Origin of the sequence: Mycobacterium lehmannii, from assembly GCF_001499925.1 — a bacterium.
Classification (GTDB): domain Bacteria; phylum Actinomycetota; class Actinomycetes; order Mycobacteriales; family Mycobacteriaceae; genus Mycobacterium; species Mycobacterium lehmannii.
In genome coordinates, this window is the sequence record NZ_LQIR01000023.1 from 141,575 (window position 1) to 165,993 (window position 24,419).

Here is a 24,419-nt window from a genome sequence, read left to right on the forward strand (position 1 = left end):
CAGCGTATGGCGCGGCTCAACCTCTGAGGGAATCGCCGAGCGTACCGTTGCTCACGCCGCTACTCGAGAAACACGTACAACCGTGCACTCGGCGGACTCAGGAGGCTTGGCGCGCCTCACGATGCGCGATCTCACGCGCGATGAACTGCTCGCGGGCGATCTGCTCGACCTTGTCCATATCGCGCAGGATGGCCCGCAGTTCGTCCCGGAACGCGGTGCGGCGCTCGTGCAGGTCGGCGGCGGGTTCGAGCAGGTCCTGGTCGGCGGCGACCTGGCGGGCGGTCGCGAACAGCAACGCCGACACCGCTTCGTTGCTGCGCACCCGGCTCTGCGCGACGTACTGGTTGCCCAGTCCGAGCGCCTTCTTCGTCAGGTCCTTCTCGTCGATCTCGGCAGGGGCGTCGAGCAGCGCATCGGCGACAATCTGGTACGCCTCGAAGAAGGGTCGCAGCATGGCGCCCGCCAACAGCGGCGACTTGGTCCGCAGTAGTTCCTCGACCCGCTGTTCGCCGCCGGTCACCTGCTCCTCCCAGCCGCTCTGCCAGGACAGCTCCTCGGCGACGTGCTCGCGGAACGCCGCCGAATCGGCGAAGTAGAAGTCGAACTTCAACAGATCGCGCAGCCGCATCACCTGCGACCAGAACGCCCCCAGCCGGTCAGACCCCGCGCGGCCGGCGTGCACCAGCGCCAACTCGACCAACGAGGTTTCGAGGAACGCGTCGATGAGGGTGTTGCGGTAGAACGCCGCTTCGTGCTCGTCCTCGGGAGCGATCCGCCAGACGGGCTCGCGCCCGCCCTCGACGCAGGTGACGGGGTGCCGGTTGGACAGCGCGTCGAGCGCGGCTTGCACACCTTCTGGGGTGCGTAACCGCAACGCACTGTTGGTCATCGGGGTCTGCTTGCGCTCGAGATAGTCCAGCGACGGCTGCAGCGTGTGGTGAATCTGGCTCAGCGTCAACGCGATTCCGCGTGTGGTGAGCAACAGCGCCGACACCAGCGCCGAGGCGTTGACCGGCGTGGCCCGCAGGATCCGCCACGACACTTCGAACGCCATCTTCTGCAGGGCAAGGCGTTTGGCGCTCTCATCGGTGGTCATCGGCCCGTGCGGCGCGCCGAGGTACTCGCGCATGGAGACGGCCTCGGGAAAGCGGACGTAGATCTTGCCGTAGTTGCGCTCGCCCTGGGCCTTGATGAAGTTGTACATCCACGACAGGCTTTCGGGCGTCTTCTCGCCGCCGCGGGCGTAGGCGGCGTATTCGGACGTCTCGTGCAGCTGGTCGAAACTGATCGACACGGGCTGCAGCAGGATGTCCTCGCTGCGGCCGTCGAGATAGGCATCGGCCACGTAGGCGAGCAGGCCCAGCTTGGGCGGCAACATCTTTCCTGTGCGCGACCGGGTGCCCTCGATCGACCAGCTGAGGTTGAATCGCTTCTCCACGATGTAGCCGACGAACTGCCGCAGCACGTACTTGTAGAGCGGGTCGTCGAGCTTGCGACGCAAGAAGATGACACCCGAATGGCGCATCAACGGTCCCATGAAGCCGAACGAGAGGTTGATGCCCGCGAAGGTGTGCACCGGCGGTAACCGGTTCTCCTGCATCGCCACCGGCACGATCACGCCGTCGAGGTAGGACCGGTGCGAGAACAACAGCACGGCCGGATGGTTCTCCAGGTTGCGCCGCATCAACTCGACTTCGTCGCGGTTGTAGTCGATGTTGGGATCGAAGCCGCGGCTGAAGATCGCGCGGCCCAACGACGGAATCAGATCGACGGAGAACCGGCTCCACCCCGTGGAGAGCTCGTCGAGCATCTCCCCCGCGGTCTCCAGGTCCGCACCCGGAATCTTTGACAGGCCTTCGCGGAAGCGCGCCGACGCCAACAACTCCGGCTTGATGAGCCGTGGCGATTTGTACTCGGGTCCCAGCAGCCGCAGTTCGACCCGCTCGATCGCCAGGATCGCGCGGCGGATCACGAAACGCGCGAATTCCCTGGGGTTTTCGGCGACGGTGGTGTCAGCCCATTGCTGACGCAGTTCGGAGACCTTCGCCGGTTCACCGGCGACGACGCGGGCTCGAGTCCGGTCGCGGCGCAGGATGCGGCGCTGCAGAATCTCGGGCGGACGGTAGGTGTCGCGGCCCGACAGCAGCGCCACCACCTTGGATCGCGTGGGCAGGCCGCCGGGCACCCAGAACACCCGTACGGGTACCACGGAGCGGTCTTCTCCGGCTTCGAGCTCGGACACGAGCGAAGCCAGCACACCGGCAGGCGGGTCCTCGTACGGCAACAGCAGGACGTCGATCTTGGCCTCGGGGTTCTCGCGCCGTTGCCGCTCGAGCCAGTCGTCGAGCAGATCACGTTCGGCCGCAGAAGAAGCCGACGCCAGCACCAGCGCGTCACCGGTGGGCGTGAAGGGCGTGTACTGGTCGACGGACGGCTTCACGGACGCCCCCTCCCCGCGGACTTCGGTGCCGACTTCTTGGCGGCCGGCGTGTTGCGCACCGACTTCGTCGCCGACTTGGCCTCGGACTTGGTCGCCTTCTTGGCCGTCTTCTTCGCCGCCGACTTCTTGGCCGGCGAGCTCTTCGGCCGGACGTTGCGGTCATAGAGCTCGGGAAGAGACGACTCGTCGTGCGGCCAGTCCGCCAACGTATCGAGGTAGAGCTGGCGCACCTCGGCGATGCGCTCCCCGAGATTGTCGTGCGTCCAGTCGTCGACCGGGATCGGCGGATAGACCACGACGTCGACCGTGCCGGGATTGAAGGTGCTCGAATCGCGCGCCGCGATCACTTCGGCGTTGCGAATGACGATCGGCACCACCGGAATACCGGCCGACATCGCAATCCGGAACGGCCCCTTCTTGAACGGCCCCACCTCGGTCGTGTCCAACCGGGTTCCCTCCGGGGCGATCAGGATCGACAGCCCCTTGCGCGCGAGTTCCTCGACCTTCTTGAGCCCCTCGACCGCCTTCTGCGGGTCCTCGCGGTCGATGAACGCGGCGTCCATGATTTTGCCGAGGGTGCCGACGATCGGATCCTTCTCCAATTCCTTCTTGCCCACCGACGTGAAGTTGGTGTCCACCAAGTGGCCTGCGATCAACGGGTCGGCCTGGTTGCGGTGGTTGAACAGAAACACCGCGGGACGCTTCTTGGTCAGGTTCTCCTTGCCCAACACGTTGATGTTGATGCCAAGGGTGCTCATCAGCGCCCGGCCGAAGGCCGCGGTGAAGAAGTTGACCCCGTTGCGCTTGCTCCGCGTCAACAGCCCCAGGCCGAGCGCTCCGGCCGCGATGGGTCCCATGGTCGCGATACCCGCGGCCGTGCGCAGTTGCGAAACCGGGCTCGCACCACTGCGACTGCTGAAGCGCAGCACCGGCCAGCCCCGCTTGGCGGCGACCGCGGCGAGCTTGCCTCCCGGATTCGTCGGGCGGGGGTTGCCCACCAGATACATCAGCGCGACGTCCTCGTCGCCGTCGGCGTAGAAGTAGCTCTTCGACAGGTCGACACCGTGCTCGGCCGCGAACTTCTGCACCGCCCTGGCCTTGCCCGGCCCCCAGATGATCGGGCGCGTCACCTCCCCGGTGAGCAATCCGTGCTCGTCGATCTCGAACTTGTTGCTCAACACATTCGAGATGCCGAGGAAACGCGCGACGGGCTCGACCTGCACCGTCAGCGCCGACGAGCTGAGGACGACGGTGTGGCCGCGGGCCATGTGCGCGCGCACCAATTCGCGCATCTCGGGATAGATCCGGCCGACGATCTTCTGGACGAACAACCGCTCGGCCAGTTCGTCGACGTCATCGAGCGAATTGCCGCGCAGCATGCGCGCACCCTTGCCGATCAGGTCCTCGAACTCCGACCGTCCCAGTTGGTGGTTGAGGCCGGCCTGAACCATGCCGATGAACTCGCCCATCGACATCTGGCGACGACGAAACCGGTCCTGCGTCATCACGACACCGGTGAAGCCGGCGACCAGGGTGCCGTCGAGATCGAAGAACGCACCGACTTCGGGTCCCTGCGGGCTGGCCTGGATCTCGGCGACCGAACCCGGCAGCCGCATGGTGCGCCGGGCGCTCTGGCCGTTTGGCGAAGTCATTGCGCTGCACTCCCATTCGACGACGAGACAGAGGAAGGGGCCGGGTCGACGGTGAACGAGGCGGGTTCGGCTCGACCGTCGCCGCCCAGGGCCAGGACCTCGTCGAAACCCGACAGCAGGCAGCGCGCCCACAACTCCTTGTCGGTGATCGCCGCGCGGTCGTAGCGGGTGGTGATCGTGCAGTACCCCGAGCGCGAGATCAACACGACCATCATCGCCACGCCCGGCAGTGGGCCAAGTCCATACTGGCGCAGGACTTTTGCGCCCGCGATGTAGGTGTCCCCCGCGTACACCGGGACATTGCTGGCCTGGACGTCGGAGTTCACGATCGAGCCGGCCATCGTCTCGAGGGCGGTGTCGGGCAGCAGCCCGACCAACGGAGCGATCGCGCTGACCATGTCGATCGCGCGTTCCTCGCGCTTGGTGGTCATCTGCGAGCGGATGTTGCGGATGCGGATCTCGGGGTCCGTCAGGCCGATCGGCGCGGCGAGGTTGAGACCCGCGAACCGGTTTCCGCCCGCCGGGTCCGCATCCGAGCGGAGGTTGACCGGAACCGCCATCGGCAGTGTGTCGAGCGGTACGCCCTTGGCTTCGTGGTAGAGCCGCAGCGCGCCGCACAAACCCGCCAGATACGCGTCGTTGATCGAACCGCCGGCCGCCTTGGCGGCCCGGTGCAGAATGCCGAACTCGATGTCGATGGCCTCGCTGCGCGACGACAGGCTGCGTCGCCGCAGCACCGGCGACGGATCGGCAACCGGACCGATCACGCGCGCACCCGACATGGCGTATCCGACAGCGCCACCGAGCCGGGAGATCGGGTCGCGGATCACCTCCCCTGCGACGTGCGCGGCGCCGAACAACGCTCCGCGCACGCGACCCGCGATGGTGCCGGGCAGCCGGACGAGCCCTTGGCGCATCAGGTCGTTGGGCGACAAGTCCTGCGGGATGGGAAGAGGCGGCAGCGGCTGTGGCGACGGGTCGCGCTCGAGGTCATAGAGATTGGCGAACATCTCGACTCCGCCGACCCCGTCGGTGACCGCATGGCTGAGGTGAACGACCATCGCGGCGCGGTCGTCGGCGAGCCCTTCGACCAGCGTTGCCGTCCACAGCGGCCGGGAGATGTCGAGCGGCGACTGCGCGGCCACCTCGGCGAGGTCGAGCACCTGACGGAACGTGCCGGGTTGCGGGGCGCGCACCCGACGGAGATGGAAGTCGAGGTTGAAGTCGGGGTCCACCACCCACCTCGGCGCCACGGTCGGCAGCGTCGGCATCACGACCTTCTGCCGCAGCCGCAAGACCTTGCGCGAGGCGGCGTCGAACTTGGCGCGGAACGTATCCCAGTCCGGCGCGCAGTCCAGAAGCTCGACGGTCATGATCCCCGAGCGGGTACGCGGATTGGCCTCGCCGCGGTGCAGGATCTGGTCGAGTGGGCTGAGTTCCTCAGGGAGTCCCGCCGCGTCGAGTTCCGGCACGTCGCTCATGGGCCGTCGCGTCCTCCTGCTCGTGATCGTGTGGCCACCACGCTAGTCGGCGGTGAGAGGGCGCGAGGCGGCTTTAATCCGTGAGCCTGCAGGCCTGGCGATAGACTCTCGTGGCGTTGCCCCCGTAGCTCAGCGGATAGAGCAGCCGCCTTCTAAGCGGCTGGTCGCAGGTTCGATCCCTGCCGGGGGCGCTCATCGCCGGATTTCGGCCCGGACATACTTGACCCGATGCCAACCAACGACGTCGAGCACCGGCTGAGCCCGCTGCCGGACACGGGATACGTCTATCGCACAGCGTGGCGGGTGGCCACGGGCGACATCGACGGCGACCTGCACCTGCGCCTCGACGGCGTTGCGCGCTACATCCAGGAGGTCGGCGCGGAGAACCTCGTCGACGCAGGCGAGGCCGACGACCACCCCCATTGGCTCGTCCAACGCACGGTCATCGATGTGATCGAGCCGATCGAGTTCCCCAACGAGATCTCGTTCAGCCGCTGGTGCTCTGCGCTGTCCACCCGGTGGTGCACGATGCGCGTCGACCTGGTCGGCAGCGACGGCGGCCGCATCGAGACCGAGGGCTTCTGGATCGCCATCAACAGCAAGACCCTTACGCCCCAGCGCGCCTCGGACAGCCTGATCGCGCGGTTCGCCACCACCACCGACGAACTCCGCCTCAAGTGGCGGCCCTGGCTGACCAACCTCGACGATGCCGACGAGGTGGTGCCGTTCCCGCTGCGTCGCACCGACATCGACATCTTCGAGCACGTCACCAACACCGCTTACTGGCATGCCATCCACGAGGTGATGGCGTACGTTCCCGACGTCTGCCGCGCCCCGTACCGAGCGGTGGTCGAATACCGCAGGCCGATTCGCTACGGCGAGGACGTCACCATTCGCTGGGCGCGGCGCGGCGACAGCGTGCAGATCGGGCTGACCGTCGACGACGACGTCCGCGCCGCCGCTCTGATCGCCAAGCTGTAACCCTTCGCGTACTATCTGCACCCAGGGCGCAAGTGTTTGCTGCGCATGGGGCGGAAGGGCGCGGGATGGTCGATTCAAGCAAAAGATGGACGCGGCTCGCGACAGGCGCGGCGGCCGTCGGCGTCGCGACCACCGTCGTCGGTCTCGCCGCCACCCAACCGGCATCCATATCGGCCTCCCTCGTAGATCTGACCGCGCTCATCGTCGTCGGCAGCTCGACGAATCCGACGGGTGCGGGTGTGGCAGACTTCTTCGACGGGAAGTTCAACACCCCGACCTACACGAACTACCACGGCGGTGACGACATCGTTTACGTCGATTTCCGCACCGGTCCCGCCGGCATCGAACGGGCCCTGTACGACCACCGTGGCGAACAGAACGCGGTGCTCGCGTCCGGCTGGGGAGCGGCGAATGCCAGTTTGCTGCTTCTGCGAAACCGGTCGGATCTCGACGACACCGTCTTCATCCTCGACAACGACGTCGCGCGCCCCGACGGCGGCTTCGGCACTAGGTACCCGTGGTTCGCGCTGATCGGGGTCAACCCGATCCCCACCCCGAGCGACGTCCCCGCCGCGCAGGTCGTCAACACCGGCTACGAGTACGACTACAACTCCAACGCCCCCGCCGACGTGCTGAACCCGGTAGCCGCGGTCAACTCCCTGGTCGCCTACCTTTACACCCGGCTGAACCAGTCCGAACGCGTGCTGCCGGTCGACGAGGCGGGCAGATCCACCGTCGCGTGCACTGCCAACACCTGCGCGATCATGGCGAGCGGCACGGTGAAGGACTGTCCCGACGCCCGGTGCAGTTTCCCCGGGGACCGCATCACGGCCTACGTCACCACCAGGGACAACACCACCTACGTGACGTACACGGCCGACGAGTTGCCCCTGACCCGGCTGACCCGCGACGTCTTCGGAGACCAGATCGCCGACCTGACCGGACCGCTACTGAAGTTGGCCGTCGACTCGGCTTACTACGACGGCAACCCGATCCCCAGGGACCCCAGCGCCTACCGCCCGGCCCGGCTGGCTCCTCCGCCTGACGAGTTGTTGGCCACGGCGGCCAAGGTCCCGGGCGCGATCGTGCAGGGCCTGTCGGCGGTGACGTCGACGCGGCCCCCGGTGCAGCAGCAACGGCAGGAGACGTCGGTGCAGGCCGAGCCGACGGTCACCGAGCAACGGACCGAGCCCGTGAAGACGCACAAGGGGACACCGGACGTCGTGCCCAAACGCGGCCCGCAGCTCAACGTCGTGCGCGACAGCGTGAAGGCCGAGCCGGGCAAGGTCGGCGGCGTCGCCGAGGACGGCGACACCGACCCGAAAGACGATCAGCGGCAAGTTGATTCCGTCGTGACGGTGAACGGTCCACAGCTCGAGACGCAAACGCCGACCAAGGCGGATCCCGTGGGCGCCGACACCGACGACGCGGCCGAGTCCGCGGACCCGGGGGCAGACGCAGCGGCCTGACAAGTTTCCCGCGTCACAGCCTGCACCGATACCTCCTTCGCCGAACCAACGGATCGATAGACTCGGCAACGTGAAGCCAAGGCGCGGGATGCCCGCCGTCGTGTCCGTCGGCGTGATGGTCCTCGCGCTCGCGGCGCCCGCGCATGCCGCGCCGCCGCCAAGCTACGGCAGCAACGGTGTCTTCAACGTGACCACGAACCCGAGGCCGGGCTGGACCACCGCGTCGATCGAGCCCGGCCGGTACCGAGTGGACCAGGCGCCGAGCATGTTCCCGTACCAGAGCGCACCCGGCTTCTGGTATCGGTGCCACAACTTCCCGTGCAGCCCCAGCTACCCCGGAAACCTGATCGCCTCGGGCGGCGCGGTCCGCGACGTAGCGACCTTCGTCGACATCCTGCCCAGCGATGTCGCGGTGGCCCTGCACAACGTCACGCTCACCGTCGCGAACTGACGGCGCACGAGCGTCACTAGGCTGAGCCGGTGACTGATCCGGTACTGATCCACATCGAGGACCGCGTCGCCGTCCTCACCGTCAACGACCCGGAGCGCCGCAACGCGGTCACGTTCGAGATGTCCGCTGCGCTGCGCGAAGCCGTGGACGCGGCTGAGGCCAACCCGGATGTGCACGCGGTCATCGTCACCGGCGCGGGCAAGGCGTTCTGCGCGGGCGCGGACCTCAGCGCGCTCGGTTCGGCGACCGAGGACGGGCTGCGCAAGATCTACGACGGCTTCCTCGCCGTCGCCAACTGCGCGCTGCCCACCATCGCAGCGGTGAACGGCGCCGCCGTCGGCGCCGGGCTGAACCTGGCCCTTGCGGCCGACGTGCGGATCGCCGGGCCGGCCGCCCTGTTCGACCCGCGCTTTCAGAAGTTGGGAATCCATCCCGGCGGAGGTGCGACCTGGATGCTGCAGCGAGCGATCGGTCCGCAGGCCGCCCGCGCGTCTCTGCTGTTCGGCATGCGGTTCGACGCCGAAGCCGCGGTCCGCTACGGCCTGGCGCTCGAGGTCGCCGACGACGCCGTGACCGCCGCGAAGGAGCTGGCCAAAGGACCGGCTGGGGCGCCGCGGGAGGTGGTGCTCGCAACCAAGGCGTCGATGCGGGCGACGGCCAACCCGGGCGTCGTCGACGTCGAGCAGCACCGCATCGCTGTCGACACCGAACTCGGCCCGCAGGCCACCTCGATCCTGTCCCCAGAGTTTCAGCAGCGGCTGGCGGCCGCGCAACGCAAGTGAGTCACACGCGGTCGACGTAGAACCAGCGGCCCGCGCGACGCTCGAACCGGCTGCGTTCACGCATCGACCCTGGCTGGCCCGAGTGGATGTAGCGGGCCGTGAACTCGACCTGGCCGTGCTGGTCGTCTTCGCTGCCCGCGACCACATCGCTGATCTCGAGCCCGGTCCACGCCATCTCGCGGTCAAGTGTGACGTCGGGTGGCCGTGTCCGCGGATGCCACGTCGTAAAGAGGTAGCCCGCAACACCTTTCGCGAACGCGCTGTAGCGCGAACGCATCAGCTCCTCGGCCGTCGCCGCGACGCGTGCACCGTCGTGCAGCGGTTCACAGCATGCGGAATACGCGTTCCCGCTGCCGCACGGACACCCATCGTCTTGCGCCATGGCAGAGATCATGCCCGCTACAGATCGAGCAGCGCTGTCTCTGGCGCTTCGATCAGATCGCGCAGTTCGCACAGGAACGCCGCCACCTGCGCACCGTCGGCGATGCGGTGGTCGAACGCGCAGGTGAGGTTCATCGTTGTCCGCGCGACGACCGCGTCGTCGACCACGACCGCGCGCGGCTTGAGCGAGCCGACGCCGAGGATGGCGGCCTCGGGATAGTTGATGACGGGCACTCCGTCGTCGAGGCCGAGCGCGCCGAAGTTCGACACGGTGAACGTCGAGCCCTGCAGTTCGGTCGGTTTGAGCGTGCCCGCGCGCGCGTTGCGGATGAGCCGGGCCACCTCAGCCGCGAGTTGGCGGGTGGTCTTGAGGTGGGCATCGCTGACAACGGGCACCAACAGGCCACGCGGCGCGGCGACACCGAACCCGAGGTGTACGGCCGAATGCAGGTGGATCTGAGCACCGTCGGTGGTGTCGACCCACGTGGCGTTCAGATTGGGGTGGTGACGCAGCCCGATGGTCAGCAGTCGCAGCGTGAGCACGAACGGCGTGATCGGCGCGTCCTCGTCGGCACGGTCGCGCAGCCGGTCGCGCAGCCGCAGCAGGTTGGTCCCGTCCACCTGCACCGCGGTGTGCGCGTCGGGAATCTGCCTGCGCGACATGGTCATCCGCCGAGCCATCTCGGCTTGCACACCGCTCACCGTCACCATGTCGGGGCTGGGCGCGGACCGGCCCGCCGCGGCGAGTACGTCTTCGCGGGTGATGACACCGTCGGGGCCGGAACCCGTCAGCGCCGCCAAATCCACGTTCAGCTCCGCGGCCAGCTTGCGCACCGGCGGTTTGGCGCGGACGCGGTGCGGAGGCGCCGTCGCTCGCCTGCTGTGGTCCATCGCGGCGTCGGCGCCGTAGCCGACGAGTACGGGTTTGCGCTTCTCGGCGGGCGGTTCGGCCTCGGTCGCGATGCGCACCAACGTCGCGCCGACCGCCAGCGTCTCGCCTTCGCCGCCGCCGAGTTCGACCACGCGGCCCGCGTACGGGCTGGGGATCTCGACCTCGGCCTTGTTGGTCTCGACGGTGCACAGCGTCTGGTTGAGTTCGACATCGTCGCCGACCGCGACACTCCACGCGGTGATCGTCGCGTCCTCGAGTCCCTCGCCGAGGTCGGGCACCAAGAAGTCCATCACTGTCATGGCTGCTCCAACGTTCGTTCGACGCAGTCGAGGAGACGGTCCACCCCTGGCAGCCACAACTTCTCGAGACGCGCAGGCGGATAGGGGGTGTCGAACCCGGTCGCGCGCAGCACCGGGGCCTCCAGGTCGTAGAACAGCTCCTCTGAGATGCGTGCCGCCAGTTCGGCACCGAAGCCCAGCGTGCGGGGTCCCTCGTGCATCACGACGGCCCGGCCGGTGCGTCGCACCGACTCCGAAACCGCCTCGAAATCCAGTGGATTGAGCGTACGCAGGTCGATCACCTCGAGGCTCCAGCCGTGCTGCTCGGCGGCGATATCCGCCGCGCTCAGCGCCGTGGCTACCAGCGGGCCGTATGTCAGCACGGTGACGTCGGCGCCGGGGCGCCGTATCGCCGCCCGACCCAGAGGAAGACCCGGGGTCGAGGTGTCGACGGGTTCGCGTGCCCAGTACCGGCGTTTGGGCTCGAGGTAGATGATCGGGTCGCGGCTGGTGATCGACTGCCGCAGCAGCCAATACGCATCCGATGGTGTCGAGGGCACGACGACTTTCAGGCCCGCGGTGTGCAGCCAGTGGGTCTCGGTCGACTCGGAATGGTGTTCGACCGCGCCGATTCCACCGAACGAGGGGATGCGGATCGTGACCGGCATGTCGACGTCGCCGCGTGTGCGCGTCCGGTACTTTGCCAAGTGGCTGACGATCTGGTCGAAGGCCGGGGCGGCGAACCCGTCGAACTGGATCTCGGCCACGGGGATCAGGCCGCGAAGAGTCATGCCGATCGCGATTCCGACGATCGCCGATTCGGCCAGAGGCGTGTCGAAACACCGCTGGGCGCCGAAGGTTTCGGCCAGGCCCTCGGTGACCCGGAAGACACCGCCGAGGGTCGCGACGTCCTCCCCGAAAACCAGCACCCTGTCGTTACAGGCCATCGCGTCGTGCAGCGCGCGGTTGATGGCCTGCGCCATGGTCAGCGTCGGTACGGCCGGCATCGCGGTCATCAGCGGCTCGGGAGGTTCGTCCTCGCCGAACGTCGACGGGCGCTCGATGATCTGCGTCATCTCACGCCTCCTTCGCGAGTTCCGCGGCGAGTTGCTCGCGTTGGGCGGCGAGGTCCGGCGTGATGTCGTGGTACACCGCGTCGAACACCTCGGTGACGTCGAAGTCCTCGGCCCCGACGACCGCGTCGCGGAGTTCGGCGCGCAGTCGTTTCGATCTGGCCCTGACCCGCTCCTCGAGCCGTTCGGTCCACACCCCGGTCGACTGCAGATACGTTCGGTAGCGCGCGATCGGGTCGCGGTCCGCCCACTGCTGCACCTGTTCGGGGCTGCGGTACCGGTTCGGATCGTCGGAGGTGGTGTGCGGACCCATCCGATAGGTGATGGCCTCGATGAGCGTCGGGCCCCCGCCGTCGCGAGCCCGCAGGGCGGCCTCTGCGGTGACGGCGAAGCACGCGAGCACGTCGTTGCCGTCGACGCGGACCCCCGACATTCCGTAGCCGATTGCGCGGTGGGCGATGGACGGCCCCGCCATCTGTTCAGAAACCGGCACCGAGATCGCCCACTGATTGTTCTGCACGAAGAACACGCACGGCGCCCGGTACACGGCGGCGAAGTTCAGCGCTTCGTGTACGTCGCCCGTGCTGGTGGCCCCGTCGCCGATGAACGCGAGTGTCACCGAGTCCTCGCCCAGGCGTTGGGCCGCCATCGCCGCGCCGACCGCGTGCAGACCGTGGGTGCCGATCGGGATCGCGATCGGGGCGACACATTTGTCGGTGAAGCCCAGCCCGCCGTGCCACTTACCCCGCCACACGGCGGCGATCTGCGCCGGCGCGATGCCGCGCACCAGGAAGGCGCCGATCTCGCGGTACTGCGGGAACAGCCAGTCGGTCTTGCGCAGGCACGCCGCGGCGCCGATCTGCGCGGCCTCCTGGCCGCGACAGGACGCGAACAGCGCCAGCTCACCTTGGCGCTGCAGGTTGACGAATTCGCCGTCGAGGTCGCGGGTGACGACCATGGTCTCGTAGAGCCAGGCGAGCGTCTCTGGTGGAAGGTCTCGGCGGTATCGAGATTCGGGGGTCGGCGTCCCGTCGGGGGCGACCAGTTGAACCGGCTCCAGCTCGACGTCGAGCGATTCGAGGGGTGCCGAAACGGTCCCTGCCATACCGCCTCCTAGGGTCACTGGCGGCGGATCGCGCCGTCAGGCGACTGAGGTGCTCAGCACGGAGGCGGGTAGAGCAGAACCTCTGGTGTAGAGGCTGTCGGCTAGTCGCCGGGGTGGGGCGCTAGCGCGACGATGCGCTCTGCTCGCCGCAGTACTGGGGCATCCACCATTATGCCCTCGAACTGGAAGACGCCCCGGGCATCGCGGGCAGCCGCCAGCACGTGTCGCGCCCACCGCACCTGCTCGGGCGTCGGTGTGTAGCCCTCGCGGATCACCGCGACCTGGGACGGATGGATCGCGACCTTCACGTCGAAGCCCACCGCGACCGCATCGTCGACCTCACCGCGCAGACCGTCGAGGTCGCGGATGTCGAGGTACACCGAGTCCAGCGCGAGCCGACCGTAAGCCTTGGCCGACAGCAGCGTCTGCGATCGCACGTGCCGCGCCACTTCGCGGTAGCTTCCGTCGGGATACCGGTTCGCGGTGCCGCCGGTGACCGCGAACAGATCCTCGGCCCCCCACATCAGCGCCACCGCGTTGTCCACGCGTGCCAGGTCGGACACGGCGAGCGCCCCGAGCGGGGTCTCGATCAGCACCACGACGTCGAGCGGCGCCAGATCGCGCACCTGCTGCGGATCCTCGGTCTTGGCCAACATGACGGTGGTGTAGTCGGTCTTCGCGAGCGCCTCGAGATCCAGCGGATGATCGGCCGTGGCGGCGGGGTTGACGCGCACCACGGTCCGGTCCGGGTCCAGGCGCGTCTCGATCAGTGCCGCGCGGGCGGCTTCGCGATCCTTGGCGGCGACACCGTCCTCGAGGTCGAGGATCACGACATCGGCTGCAGCTGCGGCCTTCTCGAACCGCTCCGGGCGGTCGGCCGGACAGAACAGCCAGGCGGGTCCCGTCGCGAGCGCCACTACGCGTCACCCTCCGGTCGCTTGCGCACCATGGTCTTGCGCGACGCGGTGGCCACGATGTCGCCGTGCTGGTTGCGGCCGACGTGCGAGAACGTCACGATGCCCTCACCCGGCCTGCTCTTGGACTCGCGCTTCTCGAGCACCTCGGACTCGGCGTAGAGCGTGTCACCGTGGAAAAGCGGTTTCGGGAAAGCGATTTCGCCGAAGCCGAGGTTGCCGACGATGGTGCCCTGCGTCAGCTGCGTCACCGACAGACCCACCAACGTGGATAGCGTGAACATCGAGTTGACGAGCCGCTGGTTGAACGGCGGCAAGGCATCCGAGAACGCGGCGTCCAGGTGCAGTGCCTGGGTGTTCATCGTCAGCGTGGTGAACAAGACGTTGTCCGCCTCGGTGATGGTGCGTCCGGGCCGGTGCTGGTATAGCACGCCGGTCTCGAACTCCTCGTACCACAGCCCGCGCTGGACGACTATCTTCTTGCCACTGGGCGTCCCGCCGCTCACAGACCCAGCTCCCGCCCGATCAACATCAGCTGCACTTCGGTTGTCCCCTCACCGATTTCGAGGATCTTGCTGTCGCGGTAGTGCCGCGCCACGGAGTATTCGTTCATGAAGCCGTAGCCGCCGAAGATCTGGGTGGCGTCGCGGGCGTTGTCCATCGCGGCCTCGCTGGCCACCATCTTCGCGATCGATGCCGCCTTCTTGAACGGCTTCCCGGCCAGCATCAGAGCGGCGGCGTCGTAGTACGCCGTGCGGGCGACGTGCGCGCGGGCCTCCATGCGGGCGATCTTGAAGGCGATCGCCTGGTAGCTGCCGATCGCGGCGCCGAAGGCCTCGCGTTCCTTGGCGTATTTGACCGATTCGTCGACACACCCCTGAGCGGCGCCCACCGACAGCGCCGCGATCGCGATCCTTCCCTCGTCGAGGATGCGAAGGAAGTTCGCATATCCCCGGCCGCGCTCGCCGAGCAGGTTCTCCTCCGGCACGCGCACGTCGTCGAAGCTCAGCGGGTGGGTGTCGCTGGCGTTCCAACCCACCTTGTTGTACGCCGGTTCGGCGGTGAAGCCGTCGATGGGCACCGGCACCAGAATCGACGAGATCTCCTTCTTCCCATCGGGTTTCTCGCCCGTGACAGCGGTGACTGTGACCAGCTTCGTGATGTCGGTGCCCGAGTTGGTGATGAACTGCTTGGAACCGTTGATGACCCAGTGGCCGTCGTCGAGACGGGCGGTGGTCTTGGTGGCGCCCGCATCGCTGCCGCCGCCGGCCTCGGTGAGGCCGAACGCACCGAGCGCCTTACCGCTCGCCAACAGCGGCAGCCACTCCTGCCTCTGCTTCTCGCTGCCGAACCGGTACACCGGCATCGCACCCAGCGATACCCCCGCCTCGAGCGTGATCGCCACACTCTGGTCGACCTTGCCGAGTTCCTCCAACGCCAGGCACAGCGCGAAGTAGTCGCCGCCCATGCCGCCGTACTCCTCGGGGAACGGCAGGCCGAACAGTCCCATGTCGGCCATGCCGGCGACGACCTCGTACGGGAACGAGTGTTCCTCGTCGTGTTTGGCGGAGACGGGCGCCACCACGCTCTGGGCGAAGTCGCGGACCGTCTTGGCCAGCTGTTCGTAGTGATCGGGAAGTGTCCCGGTGGCTAGAAAATCAGTCATGCTTCTTCCTTCTCGACGGTCGGGTCCGCGATGACCTTCGCCAGCGGCTGCCCCACCTTGACCTGATCGCCTTCGGCGACAAGGAGTTCCACCACGCCGTCGACCGGCGCGCTCAGCGCGTGTTCCATCTTCATGGCCTCGACGGTCACCACGACGGTGCCCGTCGTCACCCGATCGCCGTCGGCCACCCCCACGGCCACCACAGAACCCGGCATCGGGCTGGCCAGCTCGGCGTCGCCGCTGTGCGCGTCGTCGGGTCGCACGGGCGCTTCGCGGACCTCGTCGACAGCAAGCGTGCGGCCCCCACCCGCCAGCCAGGTCCGGTGGTCGTCGGCGACCACCATGTAGTCCGTGACGATCCCGTCGAAGGTGACCGCCAGCCGGTCGCCTGTCAGCGACACCGCCAGCGACCGCGATTGGCCATCCTCGATCGCCGCACTGCCCGTCGGCGGTGTGCCGGTGAGGTGGACGTGGTCGACTCGCTCGCCGGACTGCAGCCGATACGTCGTCGGCGCGTGGCGGCCCATCCGCCAGCCCGAGGGAACCGCCCACAGGTCATCGACGGGTTGCGGCCATGACCGCAGCCACCGATACGCCGCGGCGGCGACCAGGTCGACGTCCTCGGCGGTCGCAGGGTGAAAGTCCGGGCTGCGACGATCCAGGAGACCGGTGTCGAGGCGGCCCGCCGCGACGTCGGGATCGGCGAGCAGGAACCGCAGGAACTCCACGTTGGTGGTGACCCCCAGAACCGCGGTGTGCGCCAGCGCCCGATCCAGCGCCCGCAGGGCCGCCGGCCGGTCGCCGGCATGCGCGATGACCTTCGACAGCATCGGGTCGTAGTCGCTGCCGATCACCGAACCTTCAGCCAACCCCGAGTCGACCCGGATGCCGGGGCCTTCTGGCTCGGCGAGGCCCAGCACGGTGCCGCCGGTGGGCAGGAACCCGTGTCCGGGATCTTCGGCGTAGACCCGCGCCTCGATCGCGTGCCCGGTCATGTAGATGTCGTCCTGCGCGATCGCCAGCTTCTCCCCCGCGGCGATCCTCACCTGCTGTTCGACGAGGTCGATCCCGGTGACCATCTCGGTGACCGGATGCTCGACCTGAAGGCGTGTGTTCATCTCCATGAAGAAGAACTCGTCGGGCCGGTCGGCGGAGACGATGAACTCGACGGTGCCCGCACCGGTGTAGTCGACACTGCGCGCGGTGTCGCACGCCGCCGCACCGATTCTCGCCCGCGTCGCCTCGTCCAGTAGCGGTGACGGCGCCTCCTCGACGACCTTCTGATGACGACGCTGCAGGGAGCATTCGCGTTCGCCCAGATGTACGACGTTGCCGTAGCCGTCGGCGAGCACCTGCACCTCGATGTGGCGCGGGTTCAACACGAACCTTTCCAGGAACAGCGTGTCGTCACCGAACGCGGCGGCCGCCTCCCGGCGCGCGCTGGCCAGCGCGGCAGGCAACTCGGCCGGCTCATGCACGACGCGCATACCTTTGCCGCCCCCGCCCGCCGAGGGTTTCACCAGCACGGGGAAACCGACCTCGCCGGCGCCGGCGACGAGATCGTCGTCGGACAGGCCGGGACGCGAAACTCCGGGCACCACCGGAACCCCGAACGCCGACACCGCCGCCTTGGCCGCGATCTTGTCGCCCATGGTTTGGATCGCGCCGACAGGCGGGCCGATGAATACGATCCCAGCATCCTGCAGGGCAGCGGCGAATTGCGCGTTCTCCGAAAGGAATCCGTAACCAGGATGCACGGCCTGAGCGCCGGTGCGCCGGGCCGCGGAGACCACGGCGTCGATGTCGAGGTAGCTCTGTCTGGCCGGTGGCGGTCCGACGCGGACCGCGACGTCGGCTTCCGCGACATGGCGGGCGCCCGCATCGGCGTCGCTGAACACCGCAACCGATCGGATGCCCATGGCGCGCAGCGTGCGGATGACGCGGACGGCGATCTCGCCTCGGTTGGCGACAAGGACGGTATCGAAGTTCATGTCCTCACATCCGGAACACGCCGTAGGAGATGGACTCGAGCGGCGCCTGACCGACCGCCGAGAGTGCCAGTCCGAGAACCGTTCTGGTGTCGGCGGGGTCGATCACCCCGTCATCCCACAACCGGGCCGTCGAATAGTACGGATTGCCCTGGTGCTCGTACTGCGCGCGGATCGGCGCCTTGAAGTTGTCCTCCTCCTCGGCGGTCATCTCGCCGCGCACGGTCGCCAACACCGATGCGGCCTGCTCGCCGCCCATCACCGAGATGCGGGCGTTGGGCCACATCCACAGGAACCGCGGCGAATACGCGCGCCCGCACATCGAGTAGTTACCCGCCCCATACGAGCCGCCGATGACCACGGTCAGTTTCGGCACCCGCGCGCAGGCCACCGCGGTGACCATCTTCGCGCCGTGTTTGGCGATACCGCCCGCCTCGTAGTCACGGCCGACCATGAACCCGGAGATGTTCTGCAGGAACACCAAAGGGGTGTTGCGCTTGTCGCAGAGCTCGATGAAATGGGCTCCCTTGAGCGCTGATTCGCCGAACAGCACGCCGTTGTTCGCGATGATGCCGACCGGATGTCCGTGGATCCGGGCGAATCCGGCGACCAGGGTGCTGCCGTATTCGGCCTTGAACTCGGCGAATTCGCCACCATCGACGATGCGGGTTACGACCTCGTGTACGTCGTAGGGAACGCGCGAGTCCACCGGCACCACGTCATAGAGTTCATGTTGATCAGCCACCGGGTCCACGGTCGGCCGAACATCCCAGGGCAGCGGCTCACGGGGTCCGAGGGTGGCGACGATGCGCCGCACGATGCGCAGAGCGTCGCGGTCGTCGTGCGCCAAATGGTCTGTCACCCCGGAGGTCTTCGAATGCAGGTCGCCCCCGCCCAGTTCCTCGGCGGTGACCACCTCGCCCGTCGCCGCCTTCACCAACGGTGGACCGCCGAGGAAGATCGTGCCTTGGTTGCGCACGATCACGGCCTCGTCGCTCATCGCGGGCACGTATGCGCCACCGGCGGTGCAGGATCCGAGCACCGCGGCGATCTGCGCAATCCCCTGAGCGCTCAGGTTGGCTTGGTTGTAGAAGATGCGGCCAAAATGATCGCGATCGGGGAACACCTCGTCCTGTCGGGGCAGGAACGCGCCGCCGGAGTCGACGAGATAGATGCACGGCAGCCGGTTCTGGCCCGCGACTTCCTGGGCCCGCAGGTGCTTCTTGACCGTGATCGGGTAGTAAGTGCCGCCCTTGACGGTCGCGTCGTTGGCGACGATCACACATTCGCGTCCCGACACGCGACCGATCCCGGTGATCATGCCGGCACCCGGACACTCGTCGTCGTACATGCCGTCGGCGGCAAGTGGCGACAGTTCGAGGAACGGGCTGCCCGGGTCCAGCAGGCCGTCGACGCGGTCGCGCGGCAACAGCTTGCCGCGGCTGACGTGACGCTCGCGGGCGCGCTCGGACCCGCCGAGGGCCGCCGCGGCGAGCTTGGAACGCAATTCGTCGACCAGCGCGAGGTGCTCCTCGCGATGTGAAGGCCGCGATGCCATCGGAAAACCCGTTCGTTGAGTTAATGACGAATAACTGGTGGTATGTTAGTCACGATTAACTCCAGATGTCTACAGCGGGCGGGAGGTACCGTGCCCCCAACTCAGGTGCCCGCGCCCACCCGGCGCAGTAAGGCGAAATCGGACCGCCGGTCCCAGCTGATCGCCGCCGCGGAACGCCTGGTGGCCGAACGGGGATACCTCGCGGTGCGGTTGGAGGACATCGGCGCCGCCGCGGGCGTGAGCGGACCGGCCATATACCGGCACTTCCCCAACAAGGAAGCGTTGCTGGTCGAGTTGCTGGTCGGTATCAGCACCCGGCTATTGGCCGGCGCTACGGACGTGGTCGCACGCGCCGAGGATGCCACGTCGGCATTGGACGGACTGGTCGACTTCCACCTGGACTTCGCGCTCGGCGAGTCCGACCTCATCCGCATCCAGGACCGCGATTTCGCCAACCTGCCGCCCTCGGCCAAACGCCAGGTGCGCAAGGCCCAACGCCAGTACGTCGAGATCTGGGTCGATGTGCTTCGGCGGTTGGACGAGTCGCTGGCGGAGGCCGATGCCCGGGTGATGGCCCACGCGGCATTCGGCCTATTGAACTCCACGCCGCACGCCCTCAAGCCGGGCGCCACGAAAACGGCCGAGGCCAGACCGCGATCCGTCTTGAAAGCGATGACGGTCGCGGCGCTGACCTCGGCCGCGCGGGACGCCTAAGCGCCTAGCCCGTTAGAACCGGGCCCGTTAGTACCAGGCGCGTCTGCCTCCGACGGGACGGCCCATGGACCCAAGAATCCAGAACACCGCTCCGATGACCATGAGGATGATGCCGATGGTCCAGAGGATGTTGATTCCGAAGATCAGTCCGAGGATGAGGAGAATCGCTCCGAGGATGATCATTAGCATTCCTTTCGAATTGGCAAGTGCCAGTTGTCACTGGCTGGGTTCTGGCAGGTTGCAGGCTTCAACCGTGGGGTTGACGCCCGCGTAGTTCAGCGGACCGGCCACCACCGTCAAAGCGATGCTTCCCGCTGTCGCGCAATTGGTTTCACTGGTTTCGAAATAGCCGCGCTGGTAGGCGGCGAAGGCACCGATCAGCAACCAGACGAGCACCAAAACGCCGAGAATTCCGCCACCTCGCATGCTGCGCCTCCTTTGTCGCGCCGCATCGGCGCGTGCGCAGCGTTTACCCGGCAGACAATTTCGGTAAACGTGGCTACGGAGAACGATTCGGTTACGGAATCGGATTCGGGCTGAATGCGGCAATCAGCCACTCGCGCATGGCTTTGACCAGTACGGCGCGATTCTCGCGCCGGTCGATCTCGTGTCCGTCGTCGTCGAACATCAGCAGTTCCACTTTTCGGTTAAGTGCCTGCAGCGCTTCGAACATTTGCTGAGATTCGGTGGGGGGCACATTGGTGTCGTTGGCGCCGTGCACCAACAGCAACGGCGCGGTCATGGCATCGACACGTTGTAACGGCGATAGCTGCTCGAGCAGTTCGCGATCGCCGATCGGGTGGCCGTACTTCGGATATGCCGCGGCGGCGATCCATGGTTCGGTGTTGCGGTACCAGGTGTTCAGATCGCTCATTCCGCAGATGCTGATTCCGGCGGCGAACCGGTCGGGGTGGAAGGTGAGCGCAGCCTGGGTCAGGTAGCCACCATAGGACCACCCGCAACATGCGATCCGGTCGGCCGGCGCGACCTCACGCGCGACCAGGTAGTCGACCGCGTCGGCGACGTCGTCGATCGCGGCGAACCGTCGCTCCTTGTCGTCGGCGTGCATGAAGGTCCTGCCGAACCCGCCCGAGCCGCGGACGTTGGGCAAAAACACGCTGATGCCCTCTTCGAGCAACGCCGGGAAGAACTCGTTGTAGCCGGGCCTCCCCTGCCCCTCCGGCCCGCCGTGCAGGAACAGCATCGCGCCGATCACCGGGACTCCGTCGCGCGGCCGAAAGAGCCACCCGGTGAATTCCATGCCGTCGCGTGCCGTGACCCGTTCCAGCGTCGGGTCCGGCGACACCGGTCCAGAGCTGGGCTCGCGGTCGACGATCTCCCACTCCCGGGTACGCGGGTCGACCAGTTCGACGGTCGGCGGGGTGGACGGGCCTTCGACGGTCATGGCCAGCATCGAGCCACCGGCGCTGATGCTCAACTGGGTGGCCACCATCCCCGGCAGCGGGATCGGCGGCTGGAGCGTGTGGTCGGTGCGTTCCATGATCTGTAACTCGCTGGCGCCGTGGATGTTCCAGAGAACGGCCACGGTTGACAGATCGTCGCTCACGGTGAACTCGTCGAGCTCATAGCCCGGACGTTCGGCGATGACCTGGTAGGCCACGCCGTCGGCGGTGACCGTCACCTCGAGGAGTCGCGCATGTTCGGTGCCGTTCTCGCTGCGGATCAGGGCCCGGACATAACCTTCGGTGCTGTCGGCGTCATAGGTGCTCGCCGGCTGGTAGAGCTTCGTGAGCTCGCCCTCCAGACCTGCGCGCAGTCGGCGCGCGTAGTGGTCGTCGAGGATGATGCCGGTGTCGGTGGTCGAGCCTGGATCGTATGGCAGCAGCGCGGTTTCGGTGCGTCCGCGCAGCATGATCAGATCCCGGTAACCGCGCGGTCCGACGCGCACGAGCGCGGCGCCTGCCCAGGCGTCGACCAGACGGCCGCTCGAGCGGCGGTCCAGTACGGTGGTGCGGCCGGTGGCCGGGTCGATCAGACAAGAGCTACCGACACCGTCCTCGCCGGTGAGGATCGCCGCCACCAGGGTGCCGTCCCAGGCGATCAGTTCGGCGGTGCCCTCGGGCGCTCCCGGCGGCCACGAGTCGATGCGGCGGGCGTCGCGGTCGTCGGGATCGGTTGTCACGACCCAGATCTGGGTTCGGGTGCTGCCCTCGGGTGCGACCTCACATGCGAGCCAGTGGCCGTCGGCCGAATGCAGTACGCGCGTCACCGGCCCTTCGACCGGCAGCTCGACGTCTCGCGACGAGCTCGCCCGCCAGCCGCGCAGGAAACGCTGCACTGCGCGCGGAAAGCCACCGTCGTCGACCAGATGTGCGAACGCGGTGGCGTCCGGCGACATGGATGCGCCATAGACTCTGCGAACCTGCTCTCCCACCGGACCAATTGTGCCTACCCAGGCAAGTCCAGTGACGACCTGCGCCTGTTGGGCGGTCGCACAGGTACCCTCGCACGCATGAGGTGGGTATGACCGGTACACCACAGCCCGGCCGCGACGAGCAGTCGGGTTACGGCCGCGGGGAGCAACCGCAGGGCTACGGCTATTCCGGATACAGCGATCCGGCATACGCCAGCCAGGCGTACGGCCCCACCTATCAGGCACCGCCCGAACCCGCTCCGACTCAGCATCTGCCGACGTACGGCGCATACGGGTACGAAACCTACGGTTCGGGCCAGTACGGGGCGCCCTACCCGTCGGGCGATCCGCCCCCGCCGCCCGAGGACCCGAAGTCACCCCGCTGGTTGTGGGTCGCCGCGGGTCTCGCGGTGCTGACCGTGCTCGGCCTGGTGATCGCGTTGGTCGTCGTCAACAGTTCGCAACAGCAGACGGTCGTCGCGCCGCCCCCGATGCAAGAGCCCGACTTCAACACGCCGAATCCGACACCGGCACCGCGCCCGACCGTTCCGCGCACGACGCGGCCCACCGTGCCCGCGGTCCCCACGGTGCCCAGTACGCCAGGCGCACCCGGTGCCCCTGGTACGACGACTCCTGGCGTCACCCAGACCGTCGTCTACGTCGTCAGCGGTTCCGGGCGCGCGATCAACATCACCTACGTCGACACCGGCGGTCTGCTGCAGACCGAGTTCAACGTCATGCTGCCCTGGAGCAAGGAAGTGGAATTGTCCGAGTCCGCGGCGGCGACGGCGAGCATCAGCATCATCAACGTCGGCCGCGAGGTGAACTGTTCGATCTCCGTCGACGGTTCGGTGGTGCAGAAGCGCACGGGGGCCGGCCTGACCATCTGCACGGCCAGCGGTTAGGCGGGCGCACGCCGCGGAACCCGCACGGCGAGCATCGCGATCAGGCCGGCGGCGAGGACCACGACCAGCCCGCCCATCCCCGCTCGGTCGGTGCCGAAGACGGCGATGAAGACCGAGAACAGCATGGGCGCAAGGTAGGAAACAGCGCGGCCCGTGGTGGTGTAGAGCCCGAACGCGACGCCCTCCTTGCCCTCGGCGGACATGCGCAGCATCAGCGTCCGCGCCGCGGACAGCGTCGGCCCGATGAACAAACAGAGCAGCAGCCCGCAGATCCAGAACGCCAGTACCCCGTTGAGCGACATCAAGATGAGGCCGACCGCGATCATCCCGCTCAGCGCGACGACGATGACGGGTTTGGCGCCGAACCGGTCGTCGAGAAATCCGCCGCCGACCGCGCCGAGGGCGGCGACCGTGCTGGCGCACACCCCGAACAGCAGCACATCGGCCTCGGACACGCCGTAGACCCGCACGCCCAGTACCGCCCCGAACGCGAAGATCCCGGTCAGCCCGTCGCGGAACACCGCGCTGGCCAGCAGGTAGTACACCACGTTGTGGTCACGCCGCCATTCGCTGCGAATGTCGGCCCACAACTTGCGGTACCCACCGATGAACCCGACGGCCTGCCGTTGATCCAGCGGGTCGGGTTCGGCGCTGGGTCCGGCGATCAGCACCGGCAGAGCGAACAGCCCGAACCAGATGGCCGTGAAAACCATGGCGGCCCTGACGTTTCCGCCGTCCTCGACCGGCAGACCGAACAAACCGCCGTCGCCGGTGATGAACCCGAAGTACACGACCAACAGCAGGGTGACACTGCCGAAATAGCCCAGGCCGAGCCCGAATCCGGAGATCTGGCCGGAGGTCTGCGGAGTCGACAGTTGGCGCAGCATCGCGTTGTAGGGCACGGTGGCGAGCTCGTTGCACGCCGACGCGCAACCCAGGAGCACCAGACCCAGCGCCAGGTAGCGGTAGTCGTCGCGAACTGCGCTCATCGAGGCGATCAGGACGACCGCCAGCGCGCTGAGAACGGCCAGCACGCGGCGCCGCCGCCACGGCGCGTCGACCCACACGCCCGTCACCGGAGCCAGCAGCGCGACGACCACGCCGGCCGCGCCCAGCGACCAGCCCAGCCAGCTGGTGGCGCTGATGCCGCCGGGCAGGTCGTCGCCGACGGTATTGGTCAGGTAGATCGAGAACACGAAGGTCACGACCACCGCGTTCAATCCGGTCGCACCGAAATCCCACAGCGCCCACGAGATGATCTGACGGCGAGCCGCTGGGGCGCCGGAATCGGGTGGGTGGCTCATGGTCCGCCCAC

General features: G+C 67.6%; 22 protein-coding genes and 1 tRNA gene. 7 read left to right on the forward strand and 16 right to left on the reverse strand.

The window, feature by feature from the left end:
* Positions 1–97 precede the first annotated feature (97 nt).
* Genes AU192_RS13585 through AU192_RS13595 form a run of 3 tightly spaced genes read right to left on the reverse strand, consistent with a single transcriptional unit; the run spans position 98 to position 5,573 of the window.
* On the reverse strand, positions 98–2,440 hold the full coding sequence (locus tag AU192_RS13585) for a glycerol-3-phosphate 1-O-acyltransferase (RefSeq protein ID WP_064396923.1): 2,343 nt from the start codon (positions 2,438–2,440) through the stop codon (positions 98–100).
* On the reverse strand, positions 2,437–4,092 hold the full coding sequence (locus AU192_RS13590; RefSeq protein WP_064396924.1) for an HAD-IB family hydrolase/lysophospholipid acyltransferase family protein: 1,656 nt from the start codon (positions 4,090–4,092) through the stop codon (positions 2,437–2,439). Before AU192_RS13590 ends, AU192_RS13585 begins: the two co-directional genes overlap by 4 nt.
* On the reverse strand, positions 4,089–5,573 hold the full coding sequence (locus AU192_RS13595; protein ID WP_064396926.1) for a wax ester/triacylglycerol synthase family O-acyltransferase: 1,485 nt from the start codon (positions 5,571–5,573) through the stop codon (positions 4,089–4,091). Before AU192_RS13595 ends, AU192_RS13590 begins: the two co-directional genes overlap by 4 nt.
* Before the next feature lie 118 nt (positions 5,574–5,691).
* On the opposite strand from AU192_RS13595, the gene AU192_RS13600 reads away from it, so the two are divergent.
* The 5 genes from AU192_RS13600 to AU192_RS13620 all read left to right on the forward strand — a co-directional run bounded on the left by AU192_RS13600 (position 5,692) and on the right by AU192_RS13620 (position 9,256).
* Positions 5,692–5,764: transfer RNA gene (locus tag AU192_RS13600), tRNA-Arg, on the forward strand.
* Positions 5,765–5,801: 37 nt separating this feature from the next.
* Positions 5,802–6,554: an acyl-[acyl-carrier-protein] thioesterase gene (locus AU192_RS13605; RefSeq protein ID WP_064396928.1), complete on the forward strand. Its 753-nt coding sequence runs from the start codon at positions 5,802–5,804 to the stop codon at positions 6,552–6,554.
* A gap of 65 nt (positions 6,555–6,619) precedes the next feature.
* On the forward strand, positions 6,620–8,023 hold the full coding sequence (locus AU192_RS13610; RefSeq protein WP_064396930.1) for an alpha/beta hydrolase family protein: 1,404 nt from the start codon (positions 6,620–6,622) through the stop codon (positions 8,021–8,023).
* Between the two features lie 88 nt (positions 8,024–8,111).
* The gene (locus tag AU192_RS13615; protein WP_423202690.1) at positions 8,112–8,474 is read left to right on the forward strand and encodes a hypothetical protein; all 363 of its coding nucleotides are present in this window, start codon (positions 8,112–8,114) and stop codon (positions 8,472–8,474) included.
* A 29-nt stretch (positions 8,475–8,503) separates the two neighbouring features.
* On the forward strand, positions 8,504–9,256 hold the full coding sequence (locus AU192_RS13620; RefSeq protein ID WP_064396932.1) for an enoyl-CoA hydratase: 753 nt from the start codon (positions 8,504–8,506) through the stop codon (positions 9,254–9,256).
* A 1-nt stretch (position 9,257) separates the two neighbouring features.
* On the opposite strand, the gene AU192_RS13625 is transcribed toward AU192_RS13620, so the two are convergent.
* The 9 genes from AU192_RS13625 to AU192_RS13665 form a co-directional block, all read right to left on the reverse strand.
* Positions 9,258–9,638 carry a YchJ family protein gene (locus tag AU192_RS13625; protein ID WP_064397414.1) on the reverse strand — a complete coding sequence of 127 codons (381 nt, stop codon included), beginning with the start codon at positions 9,636–9,638 and terminating at the stop codon, positions 9,258–9,260.
* A 17-nt stretch (positions 9,639–9,655) separates the two neighbouring features.
* Positions 9,656–10,828, reverse strand: coding sequence for a dihydrolipoamide acetyltransferase family protein (locus AU192_RS13630; protein ID WP_064396934.1), 1,173 nt, complete (start codon positions 10,826–10,828; stop codon positions 9,656–9,658).
* Positions 10,825–11,823 (reverse strand): alpha-ketoacid dehydrogenase subunit beta, encoded by a 999-nt coding sequence (locus AU192_RS13635; protein ID WP_423202691.1) that lies wholly within the window; start codon positions 11,821–11,823, stop codon positions 10,825–10,827. Before AU192_RS13635 ends, AU192_RS13630 begins: the two co-directional genes overlap by 4 nt.
* 61 nt (positions 11,824–11,884) lie before the next feature.
* Entirely contained in the window at positions 11,885–12,985 is a 1,101-nt protein-coding gene (gene pdhA / locus AU192_RS13640) for a pyruvate dehydrogenase (acetyl-transferring) E1 component subunit alpha (RefSeq protein ID WP_064396937.1), read from the reverse strand.
* 101 nt (positions 12,986–13,086) lie between these two features.
* Positions 13,087–13,902: an HpcH/HpaI aldolase/citrate lyase family protein gene (locus AU192_RS13645; protein WP_064396939.1), complete on the reverse strand. Its 816-nt coding sequence runs from the start codon at positions 13,900–13,902 to the stop codon at positions 13,087–13,089.
* Positions 13,902–14,405 carry a MaoC family dehydratase gene (locus AU192_RS13650; protein ID WP_064396941.1) on the reverse strand — a complete coding sequence of 168 codons (504 nt, stop codon included), beginning with the start codon at positions 14,403–14,405 and terminating at the stop codon, positions 13,902–13,904. The genes AU192_RS13645 and AU192_RS13650 overlap by 1 nt, the downstream gene beginning before the upstream one ends.
* Positions 14,402–15,565: an acyl-CoA dehydrogenase family protein gene (locus AU192_RS13655; RefSeq protein WP_064396943.1), complete on the reverse strand. Its 1,164-nt coding sequence runs from the start codon at positions 15,563–15,565 to the stop codon at positions 14,402–14,404. Before AU192_RS13655 ends, AU192_RS13650 begins: the two co-directional genes overlap by 4 nt.
* On the reverse strand, positions 15,562–17,556 hold the full coding sequence (locus tag AU192_RS13660) for an acetyl/propionyl/methylcrotonyl-CoA carboxylase subunit alpha (RefSeq protein WP_064396944.1): 1,995 nt from the start codon (positions 17,554–17,556) through the stop codon (positions 15,562–15,564). Before AU192_RS13660 ends, AU192_RS13655 begins: the two co-directional genes overlap by 4 nt.
* A gap of 4 nt (positions 17,557–17,560) precedes the next feature.
* Positions 17,561–19,111, reverse strand: a complete 1,551-nt coding sequence (locus tag AU192_RS13665; protein ID WP_064396946.1) for a carboxyl transferase domain-containing protein — start codon at positions 19,109–19,111, stop codon at positions 17,561–17,563.
* Between the two features lie 90 nt (positions 19,112–19,201).
* Between AU192_RS13665 and AU192_RS13670 the strand changes: the two genes are divergently transcribed.
* Positions 19,202–19,825 carry an SACE_7040 family transcriptional regulator gene (locus AU192_RS13670; protein WP_064396948.1) on the forward strand — a complete coding sequence of 208 codons (624 nt, stop codon included), beginning with the start codon at positions 19,202–19,204 and terminating at the stop codon, positions 19,823–19,825.
* Between the two features lie 27 nt (positions 19,826–19,852).
* On the opposite strand, the gene AU192_RS25715 is transcribed toward AU192_RS13670, so the two are convergent.
* The 3 genes from AU192_RS25715 to AU192_RS13680 all read right to left on the reverse strand — a co-directional run bounded on the left by AU192_RS25715 (position 19,853) and on the right by AU192_RS13680 (position 22,184).
* Positions 19,853–20,008 (reverse strand): DUF6131 family protein, encoded by a 156-nt coding sequence (locus AU192_RS25715; RefSeq protein WP_094286318.1) that lies wholly within the window; start codon positions 20,006–20,008, stop codon positions 19,853–19,855.
* A 33-nt stretch (positions 20,009–20,041) separates the two neighbouring features.
* The gene (locus AU192_RS13675; RefSeq protein ID WP_064396951.1) at positions 20,042–20,251 is read right to left on the reverse strand and encodes a hypothetical protein; all 210 of its coding nucleotides are present in this window, start codon (positions 20,249–20,251) and stop codon (positions 20,042–20,044) included.
* 91 nt (positions 20,252–20,342) lie between these two features.
* Positions 20,343–22,184: an alpha/beta hydrolase family protein gene (locus AU192_RS13680; protein WP_064396954.1), complete on the reverse strand. Its 1,842-nt coding sequence runs from the start codon at positions 22,182–22,184 to the stop codon at positions 20,343–20,345.
* 125 nt (positions 22,185–22,309) lie between these two features.
* On the opposite strand from AU192_RS13680, the gene AU192_RS13685 reads away from it, so the two are divergent.
* A complete protein-coding gene (locus AU192_RS13685) occupies positions 22,310–23,104 on the forward strand; it encodes an MmpS family transport accessory protein (RefSeq protein ID WP_064396956.1) in 795 nt (264 codons plus the stop codon).
* Here the strand turns inward: AU192_RS13685 and AU192_RS13690 are convergent.
* Entirely contained in the window at positions 23,101–24,408 is a 1,308-nt protein-coding gene (locus AU192_RS13690) for an MFS transporter (protein ID WP_064396957.1), read from the reverse strand. The two genes, AU192_RS13685 and AU192_RS13690, sit on opposite strands and share 4 nt — an antisense overlap.
* Positions 24,409–24,419 lie beyond the last annotated feature (11 nt).

Bases quoted from the DNA above. Each gene is read 5' to 3' on its own strand.
- AU192_RS13595 (WP_064396926.1), bottom strand. From the start codon at position 5,573: ATGAGCGACGTGCCGGAACTCGACGCGGCGGGACTCCCTGAGGAACTC.
- AU192_RS13635 (WP_423202691.1), bottom strand. From the start codon at position 11,823: ATGACCGCGATGCCGGCCGTACCGACGCTGACCATGGCGCAGGCCATC.
- AU192_RS13615 (WP_423202690.1), top strand. From the start codon at position 8,112: ATGCCCGCCGTCGTGTCCGTCGGCGTGATGGTCCTCGCGCTCGCGGCG.
- AU192_RS13590 (WP_064396924.1), bottom strand. From the start codon at position 4,092: ATGACTTCGCCAAACGGCCAGAGCGCCCGGCGCACCATGCGGCTGCCG.
- AU192_RS13655 (WP_064396943.1), bottom strand. From the start codon at position 15,565: ATGACTGATTTTCTAGCCACCGGGACACTTCCCGATCACTACGAACAG.
- AU192_RS13630 (WP_064396934.1), bottom strand. From the start codon at position 10,828: ATGACAGTGATGGACTTCTTGGTGCCCGACCTCGGCGAGGGACTCGAG.
- AU192_RS13660 (WP_064396944.1), bottom strand. From the start codon at position 17,556: ATGAACTTCGATACCGTCCTTGTCGCCAACCGAGGCGAGATCGCCGTC.
- AU192_RS13625 (WP_064397414.1), bottom strand. From the start codon at position 9,638: ATGGCGCAAGACGATGGGTGTCCGTGCGGCAGCGGGAACGCGTATTCC.
- AU192_RS13675 (WP_064396951.1), bottom strand. From the start codon at position 20,251: ATGCGAGGTGGCGGAATTCTCGGCGTTTTGGTGCTCGTCTGGTTGCTG.
- AU192_RS13665 (WP_064396946.1), bottom strand. From the start codon at position 19,111: ATGGCATCGCGGCCTTCACATCGCGAGGAGCACCTCGCGCTGGTCGAC.
- AU192_RS13680 (WP_064396954.1), bottom strand. From the start codon at position 22,184: ATGTCGCCGGACGCCACCGCGTTCGCACATCTGGTCGACGACGGTGGC.
- AU192_RS13685 (WP_064396956.1), top strand. From the start codon at position 22,310: ATGACCGGTACACCACAGCCCGGCCGCGACGAGCAGTCGGGTTACGGC.
- AU192_RS13690 (WP_064396957.1), bottom strand. From the start codon at position 24,408: ATGAGCCACCCACCCGATTCCGGCGCCCCAGCGGCTCGCCGTCAGATC.
- pdhA (WP_064396937.1), bottom strand. From the start codon at position 12,985: ATGGCAGGGACCGTTTCGGCACCCCTCGAATCGCTCGACGTCGAGCTG.
- AU192_RS25715 (WP_094286318.1), bottom strand. From the start codon at position 20,008: ATGATCATCCTCGGAGCGATTCTCCTCATCCTCGGACTGATCTTCGGA.
- AU192_RS13610 (WP_064396930.1), top strand. From the start codon at position 6,620: ATGGTCGATTCAAGCAAAAGATGGACGCGGCTCGCGACAGGCGCGGCG.
- AU192_RS13605 (WP_064396928.1), top strand. From the start codon at position 5,802: ATGCCAACCAACGACGTCGAGCACCGGCTGAGCCCGCTGCCGGACACG.